22 protein-coding genes are annotated in these 19,164 nt (G+C 72.5%); 9 read left to right on the forward strand and 13 right to left on the reverse strand.

Features of this window, described 5'->3' with window-relative positions:
* Positions 1-12 precede the first annotated feature (12 nt).
* Complete coding sequence (locus ACRQ4C_RS07910; RefSeq protein WP_439690737.1) at positions 13-567, forward strand: TetR/AcrR family transcriptional regulator; 555 nt, start codon at positions 13-15, stop codon at positions 565-567.
* 49 nt (positions 568-616) lie between these two features.
* Positions 617-1,582: a DMT family transporter gene (locus ACRQ4C_RS07915; RefSeq protein ID WP_439690738.1), complete on the forward strand. Its 966-nt coding sequence runs from the start codon at positions 617-619 to the stop codon at positions 1,580-1,582.
* A 138-nt stretch (positions 1,583-1,720) separates the two neighbouring features.
* Here ACRQ4C_RS07915 and ACRQ4C_RS07920 read toward each other — a convergent pair whose 3' ends face one another.
* Positions 1,721-2,893, reverse strand: a complete 1,173-nt coding sequence (locus ACRQ4C_RS07920) for an AI-2E family transporter (protein WP_439690739.1) — start codon at positions 2,891-2,893, stop codon at positions 1,721-1,723.
* Positions 2,894-2,927: 34 nt separating this feature from the next.
* Positions 2,928-3,641, reverse strand: a complete 714-nt coding sequence (locus ACRQ4C_RS07925; RefSeq protein WP_439690740.1) for a hypothetical protein — start codon at positions 3,639-3,641, stop codon at positions 2,928-2,930.
* Positions 3,642-3,801: 160 nt separating this feature from the next.
* Here ACRQ4C_RS07925 and ACRQ4C_RS07930 point away from each other — a divergent pair, with 160 nt between their 5' ends.
* From ACRQ4C_RS07930 to ACRQ4C_RS07940, 3 genes are read left to right on the forward strand one after another with little or no spacing between them, the layout of a single operon-like run.
* Positions 3,802-4,299: a hypothetical protein gene (locus ACRQ4C_RS07930; protein ID WP_439690741.1), complete on the forward strand. Its 498-nt coding sequence runs from the start codon at positions 3,802-3,804 to the stop codon at positions 4,297-4,299.
* Positions 4,296-4,982, forward strand: coding sequence for a response regulator transcription factor (locus tag ACRQ4C_RS07935; RefSeq protein ID WP_439690742.1), 687 nt, complete (start codon positions 4,296-4,298; stop codon positions 4,980-4,982). The genes ACRQ4C_RS07930 and ACRQ4C_RS07935 overlap by 4 nt, the downstream gene beginning before the upstream one ends.
* The gene (locus tag ACRQ4C_RS07940; RefSeq protein ID WP_439690743.1) at positions 4,979-6,256 is read left to right on the forward strand and encodes a sensor histidine kinase; all 1,278 of its coding nucleotides are present in this window, start codon (positions 4,979-4,981) and stop codon (positions 6,254-6,256) included. Before ACRQ4C_RS07935 ends, ACRQ4C_RS07940 begins: the two co-directional genes overlap by 4 nt.
* Here the strand turns inward: ACRQ4C_RS07940 and ACRQ4C_RS07945 are convergent.
* Positions 6,246-6,386, reverse strand: coding sequence for a hypothetical protein (locus ACRQ4C_RS07945; protein ID WP_439690744.1), 141 nt, complete (start codon positions 6,384-6,386; stop codon positions 6,246-6,248). The genes ACRQ4C_RS07940 and ACRQ4C_RS07945 overlap by 11 nt on opposite strands.
* Positions 6,387-6,538: 152 nt before the next feature.
* Here ACRQ4C_RS07945 and ACRQ4C_RS07950 point away from each other — a divergent pair, with 152 nt between their 5' ends.
* Positions 6,539-7,192 (forward strand): DUF998 domain-containing protein, encoded by a 654-nt coding sequence (locus tag ACRQ4C_RS07950; RefSeq protein WP_439690745.1) that lies wholly within the window; start codon positions 6,539-6,541, stop codon positions 7,190-7,192.
* A 125-nt stretch (positions 7,193-7,317) separates the two neighbouring features.
* On the opposite strand, the gene ACRQ4C_RS07955 is transcribed toward ACRQ4C_RS07950, so the two are convergent.
* The 3 genes from ACRQ4C_RS07955 to ACRQ4C_RS07965 form a co-directional block, all read right to left on the reverse strand.
* Positions 7,318-8,001, reverse strand: a complete 684-nt coding sequence (locus ACRQ4C_RS07955; protein WP_439690746.1) for a hypothetical protein — start codon at positions 7,999-8,001, stop codon at positions 7,318-7,320.
* A gap of 177 nt (positions 8,002-8,178) precedes the next feature.
* On the reverse strand, positions 8,179-9,099 hold the full coding sequence (locus ACRQ4C_RS07960) for an SDR family oxidoreductase (protein ID WP_439690748.1): 921 nt from the start codon (positions 9,097-9,099) through the stop codon (positions 8,179-8,181).
* On the reverse strand, positions 9,096-10,319 hold the full coding sequence (locus tag ACRQ4C_RS07965; protein WP_290131965.1) for a zinc-dependent alcohol dehydrogenase: 1,224 nt from the start codon (positions 10,317-10,319) through the stop codon (positions 9,096-9,098). The genes ACRQ4C_RS07960 and ACRQ4C_RS07965 overlap by 4 nt, the downstream gene beginning before the upstream one ends.
* A gap of 126 nt (positions 10,320-10,445) precedes the next feature.
* Here ACRQ4C_RS07965 and ACRQ4C_RS07970 point away from each other — a divergent pair, with 126 nt between their 5' ends.
* Together ACRQ4C_RS07970 and ACRQ4C_RS07975 are read left to right on the forward strand one after the other, a co-directional pair.
* Entirely contained in the window at positions 10,446-10,781 is a 336-nt protein-coding gene (locus ACRQ4C_RS07970) for a DUF3140 domain-containing protein (RefSeq protein ID WP_058725761.1), read from the forward strand.
* A 24-nt stretch (positions 10,782-10,805) separates the two neighbouring features.
* The gene (locus ACRQ4C_RS07975) at positions 10,806-11,060 is read left to right on the forward strand and encodes a DUF7218 family protein (protein WP_290131963.1); all 255 of its coding nucleotides are present in this window, start codon (positions 10,806-10,808) and stop codon (positions 11,058-11,060) included.
* A 9-nt stretch (positions 11,061-11,069) separates the two neighbouring features.
* Here ACRQ4C_RS07975 and ACRQ4C_RS07980 read toward each other — a convergent pair whose 3' ends face one another.
* The 7 genes from ACRQ4C_RS07980 to ACRQ4C_RS08010 all read right to left on the reverse strand — a co-directional run bounded on the left by ACRQ4C_RS07980 (position 11,070) and on the right by ACRQ4C_RS08010 (position 18,720).
* Positions 11,070-11,849 (reverse strand): polyprenol monophosphomannose synthase, encoded by a 780-nt coding sequence (locus tag ACRQ4C_RS07980; RefSeq protein ID WP_439690750.1) that lies wholly within the window; start codon positions 11,847-11,849, stop codon positions 11,070-11,072.
* 21 nt (positions 11,850-11,870) lie between these two features.
* Positions 11,871-12,521: a class F sortase gene (locus ACRQ4C_RS07985; protein ID WP_439690751.1), complete on the reverse strand. Its 651-nt coding sequence runs from the start codon at positions 12,519-12,521 to the stop codon at positions 11,871-11,873.
* Between the two features lie 56 nt (positions 12,522-12,577).
* Complete coding sequence (locus ACRQ4C_RS07990; protein ID WP_439690752.1) at positions 12,578-13,726, reverse strand: glycosyl hydrolase family 8; 1,149 nt, start codon at positions 13,724-13,726, stop codon at positions 12,578-12,580.
* 95 nt (positions 13,727-13,821) lie between these two features.
* Entirely contained in the window at positions 13,822-14,640 is an 819-nt protein-coding gene (locus tag ACRQ4C_RS07995) for a DUF4397 domain-containing protein (RefSeq protein ID WP_439690753.1), read from the reverse strand.
* Between the two features lie 83 nt (positions 14,641-14,723).
* Positions 14,724-16,703 carry an ArnT family glycosyltransferase gene (locus ACRQ4C_RS08000; RefSeq protein ID WP_439690754.1) on the reverse strand — a complete coding sequence of 660 codons (1,980 nt, stop codon included), beginning with the start codon at positions 16,701-16,703 and terminating at the stop codon, positions 14,724-14,726.
* A complete protein-coding gene (locus ACRQ4C_RS08005; RefSeq protein WP_439690756.1) occupies positions 16,700-18,193 on the reverse strand; it encodes a glycosyltransferase in 1,494 nt (497 codons plus the stop codon). The genes ACRQ4C_RS08000 and ACRQ4C_RS08005 overlap by 4 nt, the downstream gene beginning before the upstream one ends.
* The gene (locus ACRQ4C_RS08010) at positions 18,193-18,720 is read right to left on the reverse strand and encodes a GtrA family protein (RefSeq protein ID WP_083513673.1); all 528 of its coding nucleotides are present in this window, start codon (positions 18,718-18,720) and stop codon (positions 18,193-18,195) included. Before ACRQ4C_RS08010 ends, ACRQ4C_RS08005 begins: the two co-directional genes overlap by 1 nt.
* 174 nt (positions 18,721-18,894) lie before the next feature.
* On the opposite strand from ACRQ4C_RS08010, the gene ACRQ4C_RS08015 reads away from it, so the two are divergent.
* Positions 18,895-19,113 carry a hypothetical protein gene (locus ACRQ4C_RS08015; RefSeq protein ID WP_290131955.1) on the forward strand — a complete coding sequence of 73 codons (219 nt, stop codon included), beginning with the start codon at positions 18,895-18,897 and terminating at the stop codon, positions 19,111-19,113.
* The last annotated feature ends 51 nt before the right edge of the window (positions 19,114-19,164 follow it).

Below are 19,164 nucleotides of genomic sequence, written 5' to 3' on the forward strand. Positions count from 1 at the left end.
AGGGGGCCAGGCATGACCAGACGCGACGACATCGGTGACGCCGGCATCCGTTGCATCGCCCGAGGCGGCTCGCGAGCCCTCACGCACCGTGCTGTCGATGCCGAGGCATCCCTGCCGCCGGGATCGACGTCGTACTACGCGCGGTCACGACGCGAACTCCTCCGGCTGGTCACCGGGCGGATCAGCGCACAGCTCGACGCGGACCTCGACGCGCTGGCGCTCCCGGCCGAGGGCGATCCGGCTGTCGTCGCAGCGACGTTCCTCGACACGATCGCCGAACGTCACGCCGCCCAGGTCGCCCGGTACCTCCTGCTCGTCGAGCTGCGCGACGACGACGAGCTCCGCAGCACGCTCACCGCCGCGGACGCCGTGCGGCAGCGGCTCGACGCCGTCGGCACCGCGCTGCTCCGCACTGTCGGAGTCTCCGATCCGGAGCAGCGTGCCCCGGAGCTCGTCGCACTCGTCGACGCGCTCCTCCTCCAACGGATCGCCGACGCGGCACCACTCGACGTGCGGTCGGTGCTCGCCGCGTACCTGCGTGGGATCACGGACGCGCACTCGCGCTGACCCGCAGCCGTACGACAGGATGAGAGCCCAGAACCCCCGGAGGTGACCGGTGCCCGCAGCGCACGACGACGGACCCCGCGCGGGCCGCGTCCCGGCCGCCGGACGCCTGGGCGTCCTCGCGATCGTCGTCACCGCCGTGCTCTGGGGCACCACCGGCACCGCCGCGGCCGCCGCCCCCACCGCGGGTCCGCTCGCGATCGGCGCCGCAGCCCTCGGCATCGGTGGACTCCTGCAGGCGGCGATCGCTGTCCGACCCCTGCGTGCCGCCTGGCCGGTGGTGCGACGGCACCGCGGGCTGGTGGTCCTCGGTGGTGTGGCGGTCGCCGTCTACCCGCTCGCGTTCTACAGCTCCATGCACGTCGCCGGGGTCGCGATCGGGTCCGTGGTGTCGCTGGCGTCCGCGCCGCTCGCCTCCGGCGTCCTCGAGCGGGTCGTCGACCAGCGTCCGCTCGGGCGTCGGTGGGTGGTCGCGGCGGCGATCGGCGTCGCGGGCAGCACCGTGCTGTGCCTCTCCGGGGCGGGCGCGGCACACGGCGCCACCGACGCGGCCGCCGACGCGGACCCGGGCGCCACGGTGCTCGGCGTGCTCCTCGGCCTCGTCGCCGGGGCGACCTACGCCGTCTACTCCTGGGCGGCGCACCGCCTGATGGGCGCCGGCGCAGGACGAGCCGCGTCGATGGGCGCGGTCTTCGGCACCGGCGGCGTGCTCCTGCTGCCGGTGCTCCTCCTGACCGGCGGCCCGTTCGTCACCTCACCGTCCGACGCTGCGGTGGGGCTCTACATGGCGCTCGTCCCGATGTTCCTCGGCTACCTGCTCTTCGGCGTCGGCCTCGCGTCCGTGCGACCGAGCACCGCGACGACGATCACCCTCCTGGAACCCGCGGTCGCGACGGTCCTCGCCGTCCTCGTGGTCGGCGAGCGCCTCGGCCCGGCTGGCTGGGCCGGCCTCGCACTCCTCGGCATCGCGCTCGTGCTCCTCGTGGCACTGCCCGTCCGGCGGCCCACCCGGTCCTGACCACACCAGCCACGGCCGGGAGGCGCGGTGCGCGTCGGACGCGCACCGTGCCTCCCGGCCGTGGCCAGGGATCGACGGACGGCTGCCGCCGTCGACACGGCGAGCACCCGACGCGGCGACCACCCGACGGACGGGGCGTCAGCCGACGGGGACGTCCTCGCGGCGCTTCTGACGCCACGGCTCCGCCGGCTGCTCCGGTCCGTTCCACACCTGCACGACGCCCCACGCGGCGGCGAGGAGCGGCACCGAGATGATCGCGCCGGTGACCCCGCCGAGGACCGTGCCCGCGGTGAGGCCGACGAGGATGACGAGGCCGTGCAGGCTCAGCGTCTTGCCCATCAGCACCGGCTGGAGGAAGTTGCCCTCGATCTGGTTCACGAGGACGACGATCGCCACGACGATGATCGCCTGCACCGGGCCGACCGACACGAGCGTCACGAGGGCGGCGAGCGTGCCCGCGATGGGGGCGCCGATCATCGGGATGAACGACGTCACGAACGCCACGACGGCGAGCGGGATCGTCAGGGGGACGCCCAGGATCGCCAGACCGGTCCCGATCGCGAGCGCGTCGAACGCGGCCACGGCCGCCGTCCCGCGCACGTAGCCGCCGAGCGTCTGCACGACCCGGTCGCCCACCCGACGAGCACGGTCGTACTGCCCACCGGTGAACGGGCGGAGCAGGAACTCCCAGAGCGCCGGACCGTCCTTGAGGAAGAAGAAGAGGATCACGGCCATCAGCACGGCGCCCGTGACGAAGTTCGTCACCGCCGAGATGCCGGCGATCGCCCCGGAGCCGAACTGCGGACTCGTGACGAACGACACCACACCGTCGACGGCGTCGTTGATCTGCGAGTCCGTGATCCGGACCGGGAGGTCGTGCAGCACGTCCTGCAACTGCTGCAGCCCGCTCACCGCCGACGACTGCAGGCTCGACCACTGGTTCGCCACCGCCGCGACGAGCAGCCACGTCACACCGGCCATCACCGCGAGCACCGCGACGAAGCACGCGATCGTCGCGAGCACCGACGGGACGCCGTGCCGCCGGAGCCACGACACGAGCGGGAACAGCGCCGACGCCACGATGAGCGCGAGCAGGACCGGGATGGTCACGAGGCTCAGCTTCACGGTCGCGAGGACGATCATCGACGCCACCACGACGACCACCACGAGCTGCACGCAGCGCACCGCGAGCCGCCCGAACGGGTCGGACCACAGCGACCTCCGGCCGTCGATCGGGGCGGTGGTCCGGTGCAGGAAGGGCATGGCGTCCTCGGGGTCGGTGCGGTGGAGCGGGCAGGACCCCGTCGTCACCCGACCGACGCTACCGACGCGCGTCCGTCACCGCTCACCGGAACGGACGGACGTCGCTCGTGGTCTCGCCCCGCGGCGACAGCCGCACGAGCCGGTACGACGCACCACCGTCGTACGCGAGCACCACGGTGTGGCCCTGCCACAGGTAGGGGTACGCACTCGGCTTCGGCCGGTTGGCCGTGAACTCCGACAACACCGCGCTCCGGACGAGTTCCCCGCCCCGCCGGTCGTACACGGCGACCTCGTCCGGCGAGCTCGCGGTCGCCAACGAACAGGTGGTGTCCACCAGGTACTGCTGGCCGCCGTCCCCGCGGAGGTCGCCCGAGGCCGTCACCAACGACGCGAGGTCGCCGTCGCAGCTCTGCAGGCCGGGGTGCGGCGTCGCAGCGATCGCCTGCTGCAGCCCGGCGACCGACGTCGCCTCCGGGTACGCGTCCTGCGCGCCGGGCCGCGGCGGCTGCCCGGACGGGAACCCGGCGCCCGCACCCGCTGCGGCGCTCCCCGTCGCACCGGTCGCACCCGTCGCACCGGCCGCCTGGGACGGGGGAGCGGCCGAGGCGGTCGCCGTCACGGCGGGGGTCGCCGTCGGTGTGGACGCCACCGCCGTGGGGGAGTCGGACCCCGCCGAGGTGACGGACGCGGGGGACGACGGCTCCACGGCGCCGGAGGCGGCACACCCGGAGAGCGCGAGCGTGGACGCGGCGACGACGATCATCGCCGAACGGACGAGAGGCGTGTGGAACTGCATGGTCTCGACCGTAGCCACCCGTCGTCGCAGCACCACGACAGCTCCGTCGCGGTGACGAGCGCACGGCGTTCCCGAACCGCACGACAGCGTGGGAACATCTGTCACGGGACTGACACATCCCTGCAGCGCGACCGAGACCGGCAGGACGGAGGCTCACACCATGACCCGAACCGTCCCCTGGCGGACCACCGGCCTCGCCGCCGCCGCGCTCGCCGTGGTGAGCGTCCTCGTCGCCGCCACCGGCGCCATGGCCGCACCACTCGGACACGACGCCGCGCCGGTCCGTGCCGACCCCGCCGTCCGCACCGCCTACTACGCCGGCTGCGGCGACCAGGCCGTCGCCGAGCCCGTGTCCGTCCCGATCTGGTGCCAGTCCGCCGACCAACGCCTCGAGGACCTCACCTGGTCCTCCTGGGGCGGCAGCCGGGCACTCGCGACCGGCGTGTTCACCGACAACCCGTGCGACTGCGCCGGCGGCTCCGTCACCACGTACCCGGTCGCGGTCCGGTTCGACGACCCCACCACCGTCGGTGCGGCGCAGCGGTACGGGCGGCTCAGCATCACGTTCGCCGCTGACCGACCGGCGTGGGCCGTCCGACCCACCATGCACTTCCTGTGGGGCGACCTCGGCTTCCTCACCGACCAGGAGCGCCCGTGAGACGCGGGAACGCCGACGGACCGGCCCCGCTCGTCCTGCTCGCCGAGGACGACCCCGACGTGCGCGAGACGACCCAGCTGCTCCTCCTGCGCCGAGGCTGGTGCGTGACCCCGACCGCGGACGGCGTCGACGCGCTCGCCGCCGTGGACGTCGAGGTGCCCGACGTCGCCGTCGTCGACGTCGCGATGCCGCGGATGAACGGCCTCGACCTCACAGCACGGTTGACGGCGCTCGGCATCCCCGTCGTGCTGCTCACGGCCCGGAGCCTCCCCGTCGACGAGGTCTCGGGACTCGCCGCCGGCGCCGACGACTACGTCACGAAGCCGTTCGACGCCGACGTCCTCTCGGCACGGCTCCACGCGGTGCTCCGCCGTGCGCGAGGGGTCGTGTCCGAGGCCGTCACGATCGGCGACGTCCGGATCGATCTGCGCGCCCGACGGGTCGAGCGGAACGGGGTGCCGGTGAGCCTCACGTCGGTGGAGTTCCGTGTCCTCGAGGCCCTGCTCCGCGAGCGTGGTGCGGTCCTCAGCCGGGAGCAGGTCGTCGCGATGGCGTGGGACAGTACCTGGCAGGACCCCCGCATCGTCGACACGAACGTGCAGCGGCTCCGGCGGAAGCTCGGCGCCGAGGTCGTCGAGACGGTCCGTGGGTTCGGCTACCGCATCGAGGCCGACCGCGCATGAGCCGGGCGTGGTCCTCCGCGGACACGGTGCGTCGCCCCGCGGCCCCCAACGAGCGCGTCCCCTGGTGGCGCTCCCTCCGCTTCCGGACCGCCGTCGCCATGACCCTCCTCGCGACGACGCTCGTCGTCGGTGCCGGCGCGGTGTTCGCGCGGACCGCGATCGACGGGGCGACCGCGCAGCTCCGGCAGCAGGCGCTCACGCAGCTCGACGAGACGACGGCGACCCAGGCGTTCGGCGGCAACCTCCCGCCGCGCGCCACCGACGACCCCTCGGCGCTCCCGGCGGCACTCCGACGGGCGCTCGACGCCGGCGGTCCCGTCACCTACGACGACGGCGACTCGATGTGGGCGGCGCGTCGACAGAGCTCCGGCATCATCGCGACGCGGATCGACGACACCCCGGTCCGGGAGCAGTGGGCGAACCTGCAGCGAACCTTCGTCGTGGCCGCCGTCCTCGCCGCGGCCGTGGCGGCCGTCGGTTCCTGGATCGCCGCCGGACGACTCACCGCCCGACTCCGGCGGGCCGCGGCGGCGGTGGACGACACCGTCGCGGGACGCACGCCCGACGAGGTCACCGGGGACGACGAGGTCGCCGTGCTCTCCCGTGGGCTGGCGGAGACGGCCGCCGCCCTCGCGCGGAGCCTCGACCACGAGCGGGCGGTCACGGCCGAGGTGGCGCACGACCTCCGGACGCCCGTCACCGCCCTGGTCGGTGCCGCCGAGCTGCTGCCGGACGGCCCGGACGCCGCTCGGGTGCGACGGGTGGCCGACCGCCTCCGCCAGCTCCTCGACGACCTGCTCGACCTCTCGCGCGCCGCGCACGACGCCGGTGCCGTGCACGCCGTCCCGCGCGACCTCGGGAGCACGGTCGATGAGCTGCTCCGACGCGAGGGGCTGGACGGCCGGGTGGAGCGCGACGCCCAGCCGACCGACACGGCGATGGTCGACCCGGAGCACCTCGCACGGGCGGTGACGAACCTCGTCACGAACGCCGAACGGCACGGCGCCCCACCGGTCGTCGTCCGCACCGAGGGCACCACGCTCACCGTCCGCGACGCCGGCCCCGGGTTCCCCGAGGAGCTGCTGCGCGACGGCCCGAGGCGCTTCGGTGCGCTGGGATCGCACGCCGGTGCCGGCATCGGGCTCGCCATCGTGCTGCAGCACCTCGCCGCGTTCGGGGCGGTACTCCGGCTCGAGGACCCGGGGGACGGAGCGGCGGCGGTCGTCGAGCTCCGGGCGGCCGACCCCGACGCACAGTCGGGTGTCAGCGCGTGACCGGGAGCACCCACAACACGGCGAGACCGACGATCACGGTGAACGTCACGGCGATCGCCACCTCGAGCAGCAGCACCACGAGGTCGTCCTGCGCGGGGGAGTCGTCGGTCTCGTGCGTCGGGAAGGTCATGGCGTCATGGTGGGTCCCACGCGTGACAGCCGTGCGGCAGCTCCGTGTCCGGACGCCCACCGATGAGCCCCGAATCCCGGTGCGTCGGCTCGTGTGCTGTCACCGAACTGCCACGGACCGACCGCAACAGCGCACCCTGTACGATCGCTCAGATGGGGAAACAGCAGCTCGCCGGATGGTCCTGGATCGCCGCGGCGATCGCGCTCCTCGCCCAGCTCCTGGTGGCGGCGGCGTGGCCCAACCAGTACTCCTGGGCCGACAACACGATCAGCGACCTCGGCGCGACCACCTGCGGTGTGTTCGACGCCGGCACCAGGGTCGAACGCACCGTCTGCTCACCGCTGCACGTCGTCGCGAACGCGGCCACCGTGGTGAACGGTCTGCTGCTGACGGTCGGCGCGATCGCCGTGACGCTGGTCCGGTCCCGCCCGCTCGGGGTCGTCGGACCGGTGCTGCTCGCGGTCGGCGGTCTGCTCGTGGTCGGCGTCGGTGTCACGCCGCTCGACAAGGCACCGGCCGCGCACGAGGCGTTCGCGCTCGCACAGGCTCCCGTCCAGTGGACCGGGATGGTCGTGGCCGCTCTCGCCGCCCGGCGAACGGGCATGGGGACCCTGGCGGTCGTGACGCTCGCCGCGACGGCGGCGTCCGTGGTCGGCCTCGGCCTGTTCGTCAGCGCGGTCGGCGGGGGAGCCGCCGCCGCGGTGGGCGTCGGCCTCGTCGAGCGGTTGGCGTTCGACACGCTGACGATCTGGGGCGTCGTCGCCGGCGTGCTCCTGCTCCGCCGCACCGTTGCGGTCTCCGCCTGACGGTCGGGAGGCACGGTGCCGGCCCGCACCGTCCTCCCTCGCAGGCTCGGTCGGCGCACCCCGCGCAACGCTCCGCGTCGCAGCTGAGCGGCATGCGCCCGTCCGTCAGGACGCGCGTCGATGCGTCAGCAGTCGGCCTTGCTGATCGCGAGGTCCAGCGTCTTCTGGTCGCTCGCGAACACGTAGTGGTACTGCATGCCGATGCCGTCGTCGAGCAGCTTCTTCGTCGCGCTCGTGGTGCAGGCGTTCGACACGACGGACTGCCGCAGCGTGCTCTGCTGCACCGATGACGAGTCAACCGACTCCGAGATCGTGTAGTCGTAGCGGATGGCCTTGCCGCGTGCCTCGATGTCGGTGAGCGTCGTGACGGAGTCGATCTGCTTCGGCAGGTCGTAGTCCTTCTTCAGTTCGGTCACGCCCTGCTGGACCTGCTCCTCGGCGGAGGGCTGCATCGCCGACGTGATGGCGTACCGGACGCCGAACGCGACGACGGCCGCGACGACGACGGACGCGATCGTGATGCCGATCGCGGCGGCACGGGACCGCCCGGCCTTCGGCGGCGGCGCGTACGGCGCGGCCCCCGGGTACGGCTGGCCCGGGTACGGCGGGCCGGGCTGCGGCTGCTCCGGGTACTGCTGACCGGCCTGCGGCTGCGCCGGGTACTGCTGACCGGCCTGCGGCTGCGCCGGGTACTGCTGACCGGCCTGCGGCTGCGCCGGGTACTGCTGACCGGCCTGCGGCTGCGCCGGGTACTGCTGGCCGGGCTGCTGCGGCTCGCCGGTCGGGCCGCTCGGTGGTGTCGTGCTCATGCGTTCCCCCTGTGCTCCTGCGCGCGACCACCCCGGCCGCGCCCCCGAGACAGTACCAGCGTGGAACGACGGCACGGCAGGCGGACCCGGGACGGCCGGTGGCCGATCCGGTGCGCGCACCCCGGGGATCGCGCACCGGATCGGCCACAGGCCGGATCGAGGTCGTGGTCGCCGTCGTCAGGGCGTGACCATGCCGCCGTTCACGTTGAGCGTCTCGCCGGCGACGTAGCTCGACTCCTGCGACGCGAGGAACACGTACGCCGGTGCCAGCTCGGCCGGCTGCGCGGCACGCCCCATCGGCGACTCGCTCGACCCGAACTCCGGCAGCGTCGACGGGTCGACCCCGCCGCTCGGCTGCAGCACGCTCCACGTCGGGCCGGGGGCGACCACGTTCACCCGGATGCCGCGCTCGACGAGCAGCTGCGACAACCCCTTCGAGAAGTTGTTGATCGCACCCTTCGACGCCGCGTAGTCGAGCCGGTCCGGAGCCGGCTTGTACGCCTCCATCGATGCGGTCGTGGTGATCGTCGAGCCGGGCTGCAGGTGCGGGAGTGCCGCCTTGACGAGGCGGAAGAGGCCGAACACGTTGACGTCGAACGTGGCCTCGAACTGCTCGTCGGTGATGTCGAGCAGGTCCGGCTGCCAGCGTTGCTTGCCCGCGACGCTGACGAGGGCGTCGAGTCCGCCGAGGCCCTCGACGGTGCGCTCGACGAGTTCGCTCGCGTACGAGCGGTCGCGGAGGTCGCCGGGGACGGCGACCGCGGTGCGACCGGCCGCCTCGATCTGCTCGACCACATGGTCGGCGTCCGACTGCTCCTCGGGCAGGTACGCGATCGCGACATCGGCGCCCTCGCGGGCGAACGCGATCGCGACGGCCGCTCCGATGCCGGAGTCGCCACCGGTGACGAGGGCCTTCCGGCCGGCGAGCCGGCCGGTGCCTCGGTACGTCGACTCGCCGAGGTCGGGCACCGGAGTCATCTCGGACTGGAGGCCCGGCTCGGCCTGCGTCTGCGGCTCCGGTGAGACGTCCGGGTAGCGGGTGCGGGGGTCCGCCCAGCCGTACTGGTCGGAGGGCGCTGCCTGGTCGTCCGTGCTCATCGGGTCGCCTCCAGCTCCACCTTGATCCAGCCCGGCTCGCGCCGGTCGAACGCCTCGTAGGCCTCGATCGCCGACCCGATCGGCTCGTGCTCGGTGATCAGTGCGGTCGGGTCGAACTGTCCCGCGGCGACCATGTCGATGAGCGGGGGCGTCACCGAGTGGTGGTCGCAGTTGCCCATCCGGACGGTGAGGTTCTTGTTCATCGCCTCGCCGATCGGGTAGTGCTCGGCGGTCGGCCCGTAGACGCCGATGATGCCGATCCGGCCGTACTTCGCGACCGACGCGACGGCCCAGCGCGCAGCCTGCGACGGCCCGTCGCCCGGCTTCCACTGCTGCTCCTCGCCGCGCCCCTTCGCCGAGGCGTCGGGCGCGACCTGCGCCACCTCGTCGTCGAAGTCCGCCGCCTGCTGGTCGTCGACCGCCGCCGGACCGTGCTTCGGCCGCTCGGCGTCGATCCCGACGGCGTCGATCACGCAGTCCGCGCCGATCCCGTTCGTGAGGGCCGTGATGGCCTGCACGGGGTCCTCGGTGTTGTAGTTGACGACCTCGCAGTGCTGCTCGAGCGCCGCGGCGAGCCGGGTCTCCTCGCCGTCGACGACGATGACCCGCGCAGCACCGAGCTTGTACGCCGAGGCGGCGGCGAACTGACCGACGATGCCCGCGCCGAACACGACGACGACGTCGCCGCGGGTGACACCGGCGAGTTCGGCGCCGAACCAGCCGGTCGGGAAGATGTCGGACAGCAGGATCGCCTGCTCGTCGCTGACGTTCTCGGGCAGCGGGTGCATGGTGTTGCGCGCCCAGGGCACCCGCACGTACTCGGCCTGCAGGCCGTTGACGGGGCCGGTCGACTGCGGACCGCCGAAGAAGCTCGTGCCTGCTTGCGGTCCGTTCGGGTTCGCGACGTCGCACTGTGCCGTCTTGCCCATCCGGCAGTACCGACAGGCGCCACAGGAGATCGTGGAGTTGATGACCACGCGGTCACCAGGGCTGAAGCCGCGGACCGCGTCGCCGACCTCGGTGACGACGCCCACCGCTTCGTGGCCGAGGATCGTGCCCGCGTCCATCGGTGCCATCGTGCCGCGGACGAAGTGCAGGTCGGTCCCGCAGATCGCGCTCTTGGTGATGCGGACGATCGCGTCCTCGGGGTGCTGGATGGTGGGCTCCGGGACCTCGTCGAGTCGGATGTCCCCGATGCCGTGCCAGACGACTGCGCGCATGTCTTCCTCTCCTTCGTGGGGTTTCGCGCAGACCACACAACCCGCCGACCGCTCCGAGGACGTGGAGCGTCAGTCCGCTGGGCGCACCGCACCCCGACGATCAGGCGGATCGGGTTGGGTCGGAGCATGAGCGACGACCAGAAGGAGATCCGCGACGACTTCGCGGACGCCGTCAACATGACCGCCTCGGAGCTGAAGAAGTGGCTCGACACCGACGAGTCGAAGGAGGTCGGGCAGAAGTCCGACGGCGGCGGCGAGTCGACCGGGCACGAGAGCGGGCGGCACATCGTGCGGATCCTCGAGAAGAAGCAGGGTGACTACACCGACGACGACTACGCCCACATGAAGAAGGTCGTCGGCTACGTCGCCCGACACTCGAAGCAGCGGCCGAAGGGCGACGTGCACGACACCAAGTGGCGGTACTCGCTCATGAACTGGGGCAACGACCCCGAGAAGGACTGAGGGCCGCGGCGTAGCCTCCGGGCCATGCCGAACCAGTTGAAGAAGCCGGACATGTACGAGGAGCTCCGCAAGGAGGGCGCCTCGAAGGAGAAGGCCGCGCGCATCAGCAACGCCGCTGCCGCCCGGGGCACGAAGGCCGTCGGGAAGAAGGGCGGTGAGTCCGGCTCCTACGACGACTGGACGGTCGCCGACCTGCGGAAGCGGGCGAAGGAGCTCGGACTCACCGGGTACTCGTCGAAGCGCAAGAGCGACCTGATCGACGCGCTGCGCAACCACTGAGCCCGGACATCACGCCACGTGGGCGTTCCGTCGGACGGAGGGCAGGGGTCGGTGGTCGCGGACGAGGGCGAGGACTTCGCGGAGGCGTCGGTCGATGCCCCACTTCGTGACCAGGGTGAGTGATTCGCGAACGATGTTGCCGCTCATCTTCGACACCCCGTGCTGCCGTTCGGTGAACGTGATCGGCGTCTCGACCACGTGCAGCCCCGCCTCGAGGGCACGCCAGCACAGGTCGACCTGGAAGCAGTACCCCTTCGACGCGATCCCGGCCAACTCGATCCGCTCCAACGCGCTGCGGGTGAAGACCCGGAACCCGCCGGTGGCGTCGCGGACCGCGATCCCGAGCGCGATCCGGGTGTAGAGGTTGCCGCCGCGGGAGAGCGCTTCCCGGTACCAGGGCCAGTTCTCGACCTGTCCGCCCTTGACCCAGCGGGAGCCGAGGACGAGGTCGTTGGTGTCGGCGAGTTCGAGCATCCAGGGCAGGTACTCGGGGTGGTGGGAGCCGTCGGCGTCCATCTCGACGAGCTTGTCGTAGCCGTGTTCCAGCCCCCAGGCGAAGCCAGCGAGGTAGGCGCCGCCGAGGCCGTCCTTCACGGTGCGGTGCAGCACGTGCACCCGGTCGGTCTCGGTCGCGAGCTGGTCGGCGATGTCACCGGTGCCGTCGGGTGAGTTGTCGTCCACGACCAGCACGTGCACCGTGTCGTCGGTCGCGGCCAGGGTACGGCCCACGATCGGACGGATGTTCTCCGCTTCGTCGTACGTCGGGATGATGACCAGTGACTCGTCCATCGTCGTCTCCTGTCGGGTCGGTCAGTCGTGCACGAGGGTCGCGAACACGATGAGGTTGTCGGTGTAGTGCCCGGTGGCGGTGTCGAAGGTGCCGTCGCACGTGATGAGCCGCAGCGCCGGCGTCGGGGAGGTGCCGTAGACGTCGCTCGTGGGGAACGCGGACTTCGCGGCGCGCTCGGAGCGCTGCACCTGGAACACCCGTTCGCTGCCGTCGGACATCCGGACGGTGATCCGGTCACCGGCGACGAGTTCGTCGAGTCGGTAGAACACGGCTGCGCTCGTGGGGGAGTCGACGTGGCCCGCGATCACGGCCGGGCCGACCTGTCCGGGGACGATGCCGTCGCTGAACCATCCCGCGCTGTCCCAGTCCTTCGGCGGGTCGAGCTCGCCGGCCGACCCGCGGTGCAGGTCCTCCAGCCCGCTCGACACCCCGATCGCGGGGATCTCCACGTGGACGGGTGTCGCCGTCGAGGTCGCTGCTGGCGCCGCCGGGTCCTGGAACCCCTCGGTCGCGGAGTCCGACCGGCCCGCCCCTCCCGTCGCGCCCGCAGCGCTGGTGGCGCTCGCGCTCGCTGTGGCCTCCGGGGTGCCGCCGTTCGACGCGGCGACCGCGACCCCGGCGACCGTCCCGCCGAGGAGCAGCACCGCGACGCCGACAGCGACGGCGAGCAACCGGCGACGCGGCGAGCGCGGAGCGCCGGGCGTCCGGTGCGACGCAGCCCGGCGGCTCACGAGTCGCTCCCGGAACCGGCCGCGCACCCACCGAGCACGTCCGAGGTCAGCATCGTCGCGCCGAGTGCCGCCCACGCGTCGCCGTAGTAGGTCGGCGTGGTGGCCGCGGTCCGGTCCGCCCGTTCGAGGTCGGCCCGTGCCGCCGACGTGCTGCCGGCAGCGTGTTCGGCCGCCGCCCGCGCTGCGTAGGCGAGGGCGTTCGTGTCGCCCGTGACCGCGGTGCCGCCGAGGTCGAGCTGCGCCGCGAGCTGTGTCGTGCGGCGGAGCGTCGGCGCGATCGACCCGGCGAGCTTCCGGTCGGCACTGGTGCACGCCTCGGCGTACCGCAGCGGGAGGCGCATCGCGTCGTAGCCGTAGAGCACCCGTCCGTCGTCCGCCGACGCGGGCATCGGTTCGACGCGGCCGTCCGCGTGCACCTGTGACCAGTCACTCGGCAGGTCGGTGGCGCGCAGGAGGGAGGCGGTCACGGTGCGCGACCCCGTCTCGAGTTCGTTCCACCGGTCGTCGCCGGTCGCCTGGGCCAGGATCCGGTAGGCGGCGGGCGAGGCGTAGGAGGCGTCGTACCGGTAGGGCTCCTGGTCGGCCCAGGGACCGGCGAGCAGGATCCGGCCGGCGTCCGTCTCGACCGTCTCGTGCTCGAGGATCGCCGACGCGATGCGCTTGCCCGCGGCGGTGTAGCGGGGCTCGTCCCACGCCTTCCCGGCGAGGACGAGGGCCCGCGCAGCGTCGAGGTCCGCGTCGCTCGCGGACTGCTCGTCGGCGACGCCGCCCTTCGTCGTCCACCGCCAGGCGAGCAGGTCGTCGTCGGTCAGGAGGTGCCGCGCGGTCCAGCGCCACACGTCGTCGAAGGTCGAGCGGTCGCCGGCGGCGTAGGCGATGAGCAGGCCGTACGCCTGGCCCTCGCTGACGGTGTCGCCGCCCTGGTCCTTCCGGACGACGCGGCCGTCCTCGACGTAGCGGTCGAGGAACGCGGTCCGCAGCTGCGCGGCGGACCGGGTGGTGTCGGGGGCGGTGGTGGAGGTGGGGGTCGAAGCCGCCTGCGGCGACTGCTCGTCCGACCAGGGGTGGACGGCGACGACCGCCGCGCCGGCGGCGACGGCGACGGCCGCGATCGCGGCGACCGGGATCCAGGTCCTGCGCTGCACGGGGCCTGCCTCTCGTTGGGTGTCGGGTGGGGGTGCGGACGGGAGGCACGGTGCGGGTGAGCCGGTCGACGCACCGGCACCGCGCCTCCAGGCCGTCACCCGAAGATGCTGCGGAACGCGGCGACGAGCGCGTGGAACGCGTCGGTGGCCGGACGGTCCGCGGCGGTGCCGCCGCCGCCCGTCTGGACACCGCCCTTCGGGGTGGCGGCGGTCGCCGCCGCGTCGGTCACGGGCACTACCGTGAGGTCGCCCTTGCTGTCGTCGAGCACGAACAGCGTCGAGACGGTGTTGCCGGCGAGGTCGACCTTCGCCGTGCCGCGCTGGCCGCTGCCGCTCACGTCGAGCGTCCACTTGCCGCTCTTCACGGTGGCGTAGCCGGTCGCGGTGCCGAACGCGGCGTCCTCGGCCACGGTGGTGCCGGTCGAGGTCGACACGTCGACGCGCTTCGCGGTGGTCGCGGCCTGCACGAGCCGGAGCTTCGCCTTGCCGTCGCCGGGCTGCTCCAGGTCGTCGGTGAACGCGGTGGTCTTGAGGTCCGAGTTCTTGCCGTAGGCGACGACGGTGTTCGCGTCACCCGCGCTGACCGTGACGTCGGTCGAGATCACCGGGGTGGAGTCCGGGGCGTCGGCGGCGCGCATCGACAGGACGTACGTGCCGACGGGCAGCTCCTGGTACGGGCTGACCTGGCCGTAGGTGACGTCGTCGAGTTCGAAGACCTTCTTGCCGCCGGACAGGCTCGACAGCTCGACGTCGACGCCCTTGGTGTCGGGGGAGAGGTGCCCGACGCGGAGCCAGCCGTCCTCGGGAGTCGCGGCCGATGCGGTCTGGGGCGCGAGGCCGACGGTCGCGGCGACGAGGGCCGCGGCGAGGGTGCCGATCACGACGGGGCGTGCGGTGCGGGTGCGTGCGGTCATGGTGGTGCTCCTTCGGATGGAGGTGCGGTTCGGGTTCGTGCGGGGGCGGCGGACCGGCGCACTGCCGGGTCGCCGGCGTCGCGTCACGCGGCGGTGGGGGCGGTGGTCGGGTCGATCGGCGCGTAGGTCACGGCGAGCTCGTCACCGTGCCGTTCGACCGACTCGGGGCGGTACGAGTCCGACATCGCGTCGAGGGTGCGCTCGATCCGGGTCGCCGCGGCCGCTCCGTCGGCGTGCAGGACCACGCGGCGGAATGCCTGGCCGGTCTCCCCGGCGAGCGGGGTGAAGCGGTCCACGCTCACCGGCTGGTCGGCGAGCACCTGGCCGAGGGCGATCATCGCCCGGCTGTCGACCTGGCCCGCGCGGAACTGGGACTTCGTGCCGGCGTTCGCCTCGAGCGCGGGGTTGGCGGCGAGCTCGGTGCCCATCGTCTTCCGCTGGTCGGTGGCCTTCGTGATGGCCCGCTCGGCTGCGGCCTCGCCCTCAGAGTGGATGCGCCGGACGTCGACCTGCTGGTCACCCGTGCCGAACACCGCGACCGTGGTCGAGTTGCGGATGGCGTCGGCGACGTCCTTCGACGAGTTGCCCCCGGTGCGCATCGAGTCGGTCGTGACGACGTAGTCCGAGTCCTTCCAGCCGTTCGGCGACTGGCGCTCCACGGCGGCGTCGGTGTCGAGCTTGTAGTACCAGACGACGTTGTCGCGGGCGAAACCGGCCTTGACCAGGTCGACCCACATGGCGTCGTCGACGAGCAGGCGTGAGGACTTCGGCACGTTGTCCCCGACCCAGCGCTCGGCCTGCTGCATCGGCTGGTCGAGGTTGCTCGTCGTGAAGCCGCGGAGCTGCGCGGTCCAGAGCGGTGCCGCGACGGCGAGGGCAGCCACGGTGACCGCTGCCCACGTGATCCCGAGGGTGCGACGGACGCCACCGGGGAGTCGGGTCCGGCTCCGAGACCACCCGGCGATCGCGACGACGGCGCGGTCCGCGGTCCACGCCACGAGGAGCGCGGCGAACGGGATGAGCATGATCACGTACGGCACGGGCAGGTAGCCGTTCGGCCGGAACATGAACGCCAGCAGGAAGACGAGCATCGCGGCGATCGGGCGGACCCGGCGGAGGAACAACCCCACGACGGCGGCCAGGCTGCCGAGCACGATGAACACCGGGTCGAGCGCCCACCACTGTGCTGCGGCCTGGTGCGCGAGGCTGTCCCCCGCGAAGATCGACCCCGACGCGGCGCGCGAGCCGAGCTGGTAGGTGATGCCCTCGAGGAGGCTGACGCGACCGGGTCCGGGGAGGAGCTCACCCTTCACCGCGGCGAGCAGGAGGTAGCCGCCGCCGATCACCGTGAGCACGGCACCGGCGACGCTGAGCGTGTACCGGCGGGTGCTCCTGTCGGCCCCGCGCACCGCCATCCAGATGAGGAACGGCAGCGCGAGCAGGTAGGTCTCCTTCGAGAGCACGGCGATGCCGAGGCAGGCGGCCGCGCCGGCGAACCCGGCGAGCTGCTTGCGGCGGCTCAGCACCAGCACGAACGCGGCGAGCAGCCACGGGGTCGCGACGTTGTCGATGTAGACGGTGCGGTGGTACTGGAGCGCGAGCGGCGACAGCGCGAAGACGAGCACGGCGACCGCTGCCGTGGGACGTGCCGCACCGATGCGACGGGCGAGCACGAACAGCAGCACGCTCGACACCGCGGTGAAGAACACCATCGATTCACGCGCTGCCTCGACGGCGAAGGGGTAGCGGGCGAACGCACCGGTCACGGACGTGTACGCCGCGATCTGGATCCAGCCGAGCGGCGGGTGGTCGTACCAGTACGTGTAGTGCGTGAGCTCGCCGAGGTTGGTGATCGCCCACGCCTGCGCGGTGTAGGTGCCCTCGTCGTCGATGCGCTGCGGCGTGCCGGTCATGTTCCACAGCTGCACGGCGGCGGCGATCGCGAGGACGGGGAGCAGCCAGGCGAGGCTGACGGCGTGGCGGCGGACCCAGCCGGCCGCGCCGGTGTGGGCGATCGCACCCCGGATCGGGATGCCGGTCGTGTGCGTCGTGCTGGCGGTCATCGGGTGCCTCCGGTGGTCTGCAGCTCACGGGCGTCGACGGCCTGGGGGTCGTCCTCGGACACGGCGTCGGGGAAGCCGACGACCTCGGGCGCGGGCGTGCGGTGCTGCCCGGTGTGCTCCGTCTTCTCCCAGCCGTTCTGGCCCTGGACGTGTCGCACGACGGCGCGGACGGCCGCCGCGGCGAGGAACACCTGGTACGGGATCAGGCCGAGGACGAGCTTCACGTAGTCGCGGATCCGGACCTTCTCCTTGTAGAGCCGCCCGAACTCGCCGAGGCCGACGATCTCGACGGCCAGCAGCATGAGGGTCGGGGCGAGCGGGATGAACGAGATGAGCGCGATCGAGGTCGGGACCTTCACGAACGCGATCATGAGGACGCTGAGCGGGATGAGGAGCCCGGTCGCGGCCTGGATGAACGGCATCGTCAGGAGGTACCGCGCGAAGAAGCGCTGCTTGCGGGTCGGGAGCTTCTTCCACTCGCCCTTGCCGAGCACCTGGAGGAAGCCCTGGTTCCAGCGCGTGCGCTGCTTGAGCAGGGACGCGAACGTCGGCGGGGTCTCCTCGCGGGTGACCGCCTCCGGGGAGTACGCGACGACGACCTTGGCGTTGTCCGCGCTCAGCCGCACGCCGAGCTCGCAGTCCTCGGCGAGGCAGTGGGCGTCCCAGCCGTTCGACCACTCGAGTCGCTCGCGGGTCACGAACACGGTGTTGCCGCCGAGCGGGATGAACTTCGACTCGGCGTGGAAGTGCAGGCGCGAGCGGAACCAGAAGTAGTACTCGAGCACGTTGCGGAGCGACCACCAGCTCGACTTGAAGTTCATGAGCTGCACGCCGCCCTGCACGACATCGGCGCCGGTCTCCTGGAACCGGGAGTCGACGAGCGTGAGCAGGTGCGGGTAGACCTCGTCCTCGGCGTCGAACACGCCGACGATGTCGCCCGTCGCGTACTGGAGGGCGAGGTTCATCGCCTTCGGCTTGTTCTTCGGCGCCGTGTCGTCGACGACCACCCGGATGAGTTCCGGGTGCCGTGCGGCGGCGGCACGGACGACCGCGTCGGTCTCCGGGTCGTCCTCACCGACGATCGCGATGATCTCGAAGTCCGGGTGGTCCTGCGTGGCGAGCATGTCGAGGGTCTGGCCCATCACGTCCTGCTCGTGCCGACCGGGCACGAGCAGCGTGAAGCGGTGCGCGGCCGGACGCGGCGTCTCGCTGAAGCGGGTCGCCTTGAGTGCGTCGCGCGATCGCCACGCGTGCAGCATCCACCAGAGGGTCGACAGCGCGACCAGCGTGAGCAGGACGGAGACCGCGACCAGCGCGGAGTAGCCGATCCACTCGCCCAGCGTCCAGGCGGCGTGCGGGAGCTGCCCCGAGCCTCCCGTCGGGGCGTTCGTGGTGCCGCGGTTCGGCACGGTGCCGGACGTGGCGGGGGAGCCGGGCTGCAGCAGGGGAGCGGCCGCGGTGACCAGCGCGGCGGAGAGGGTGGTCGTCATCAGGCCGGAGCCTCCTTCGTGGGACGAGCGTCGGTGGAACGGAAGACGAGGGCCTTGTACGCGGCGAAGCGGAACGCTGTGCCGAGGACCAGGCCGACCCCGTTGCCGGCGACGTTGTCGGCGAGGGTGGATCGGAGACCGAGGACGTAGTGCGAGACGAACAGGCAGGCGGCCGCGATGCCGAGGCCGACGAGGTTCGCGAGGGCGAAGAGGAGCCCCTCGCGGACGGTGGCGCGACGGTCGACGCCGCGCTCGGAGCGGAAGGTGATGGACCGGTTCGCGATCCAGGCGACGGCGGTCGACACCACGGCCGACACGACCTTCGCCCAGATCGGGCCGTCGGGCAGGACGGTGGCGCGGAGCAGGTTGTACACGGCGAGGTCGATCACGAAGCAGACGGCGCCGATGGTGCCGAAGGACGCGATCTGGCGTCCCAGGGTGAGCAGGCGCGCGGCACGGGCAGCGCGGACCGGAGATGGGGCCTCGGTCTCGGGTGACACCAGAACGGGGGTATCGGTCGAGGTCATGCCCCCGATTCGGGGGGCTTCGCGGACCGGTTTGGTCGGGATTGCCCGATGCCAGGCGATTGCCAGCTTGGCGACATCTGCTGTTCATCCGGGGGACAATCAGCCGAACCGGTCTGTGTACGGCCGGGGTCTCGGACGGTCGCGGTGTCGGCCACGGTACGCGACAATGGCCGGGTGAGCTTCACCGGCATGCCCCGCTTCCGCAAGTTCTGGTCGACCGTGCAGGTCGCCGTGCTGTCCGCGGCCGTGGTGTTCTGCATCGTGATGCTGGTCATCGGGCAGGGCAAGCTCGACCGGGTCTACGCCGTCGCGGCGATCTTCTTCGGCCTGGCGCTCGCCGGGCACGCGACGTACCTCTGGCTGACCGCGCGGGCGGCGCGCAGCGGCCGCTGACGGCGCGCGGGCGGCGCGGTGCGGCGAGTCGTGGCGCGGCGTGTCGTGGCG

This window comes from Curtobacterium sp. SP.BCp (assembly GCF_051903255.1).
Taxonomy (GTDB): Bacteria; Actinomycetota; Actinomycetes; order Actinomycetales; family Microbacteriaceae; genus Curtobacterium.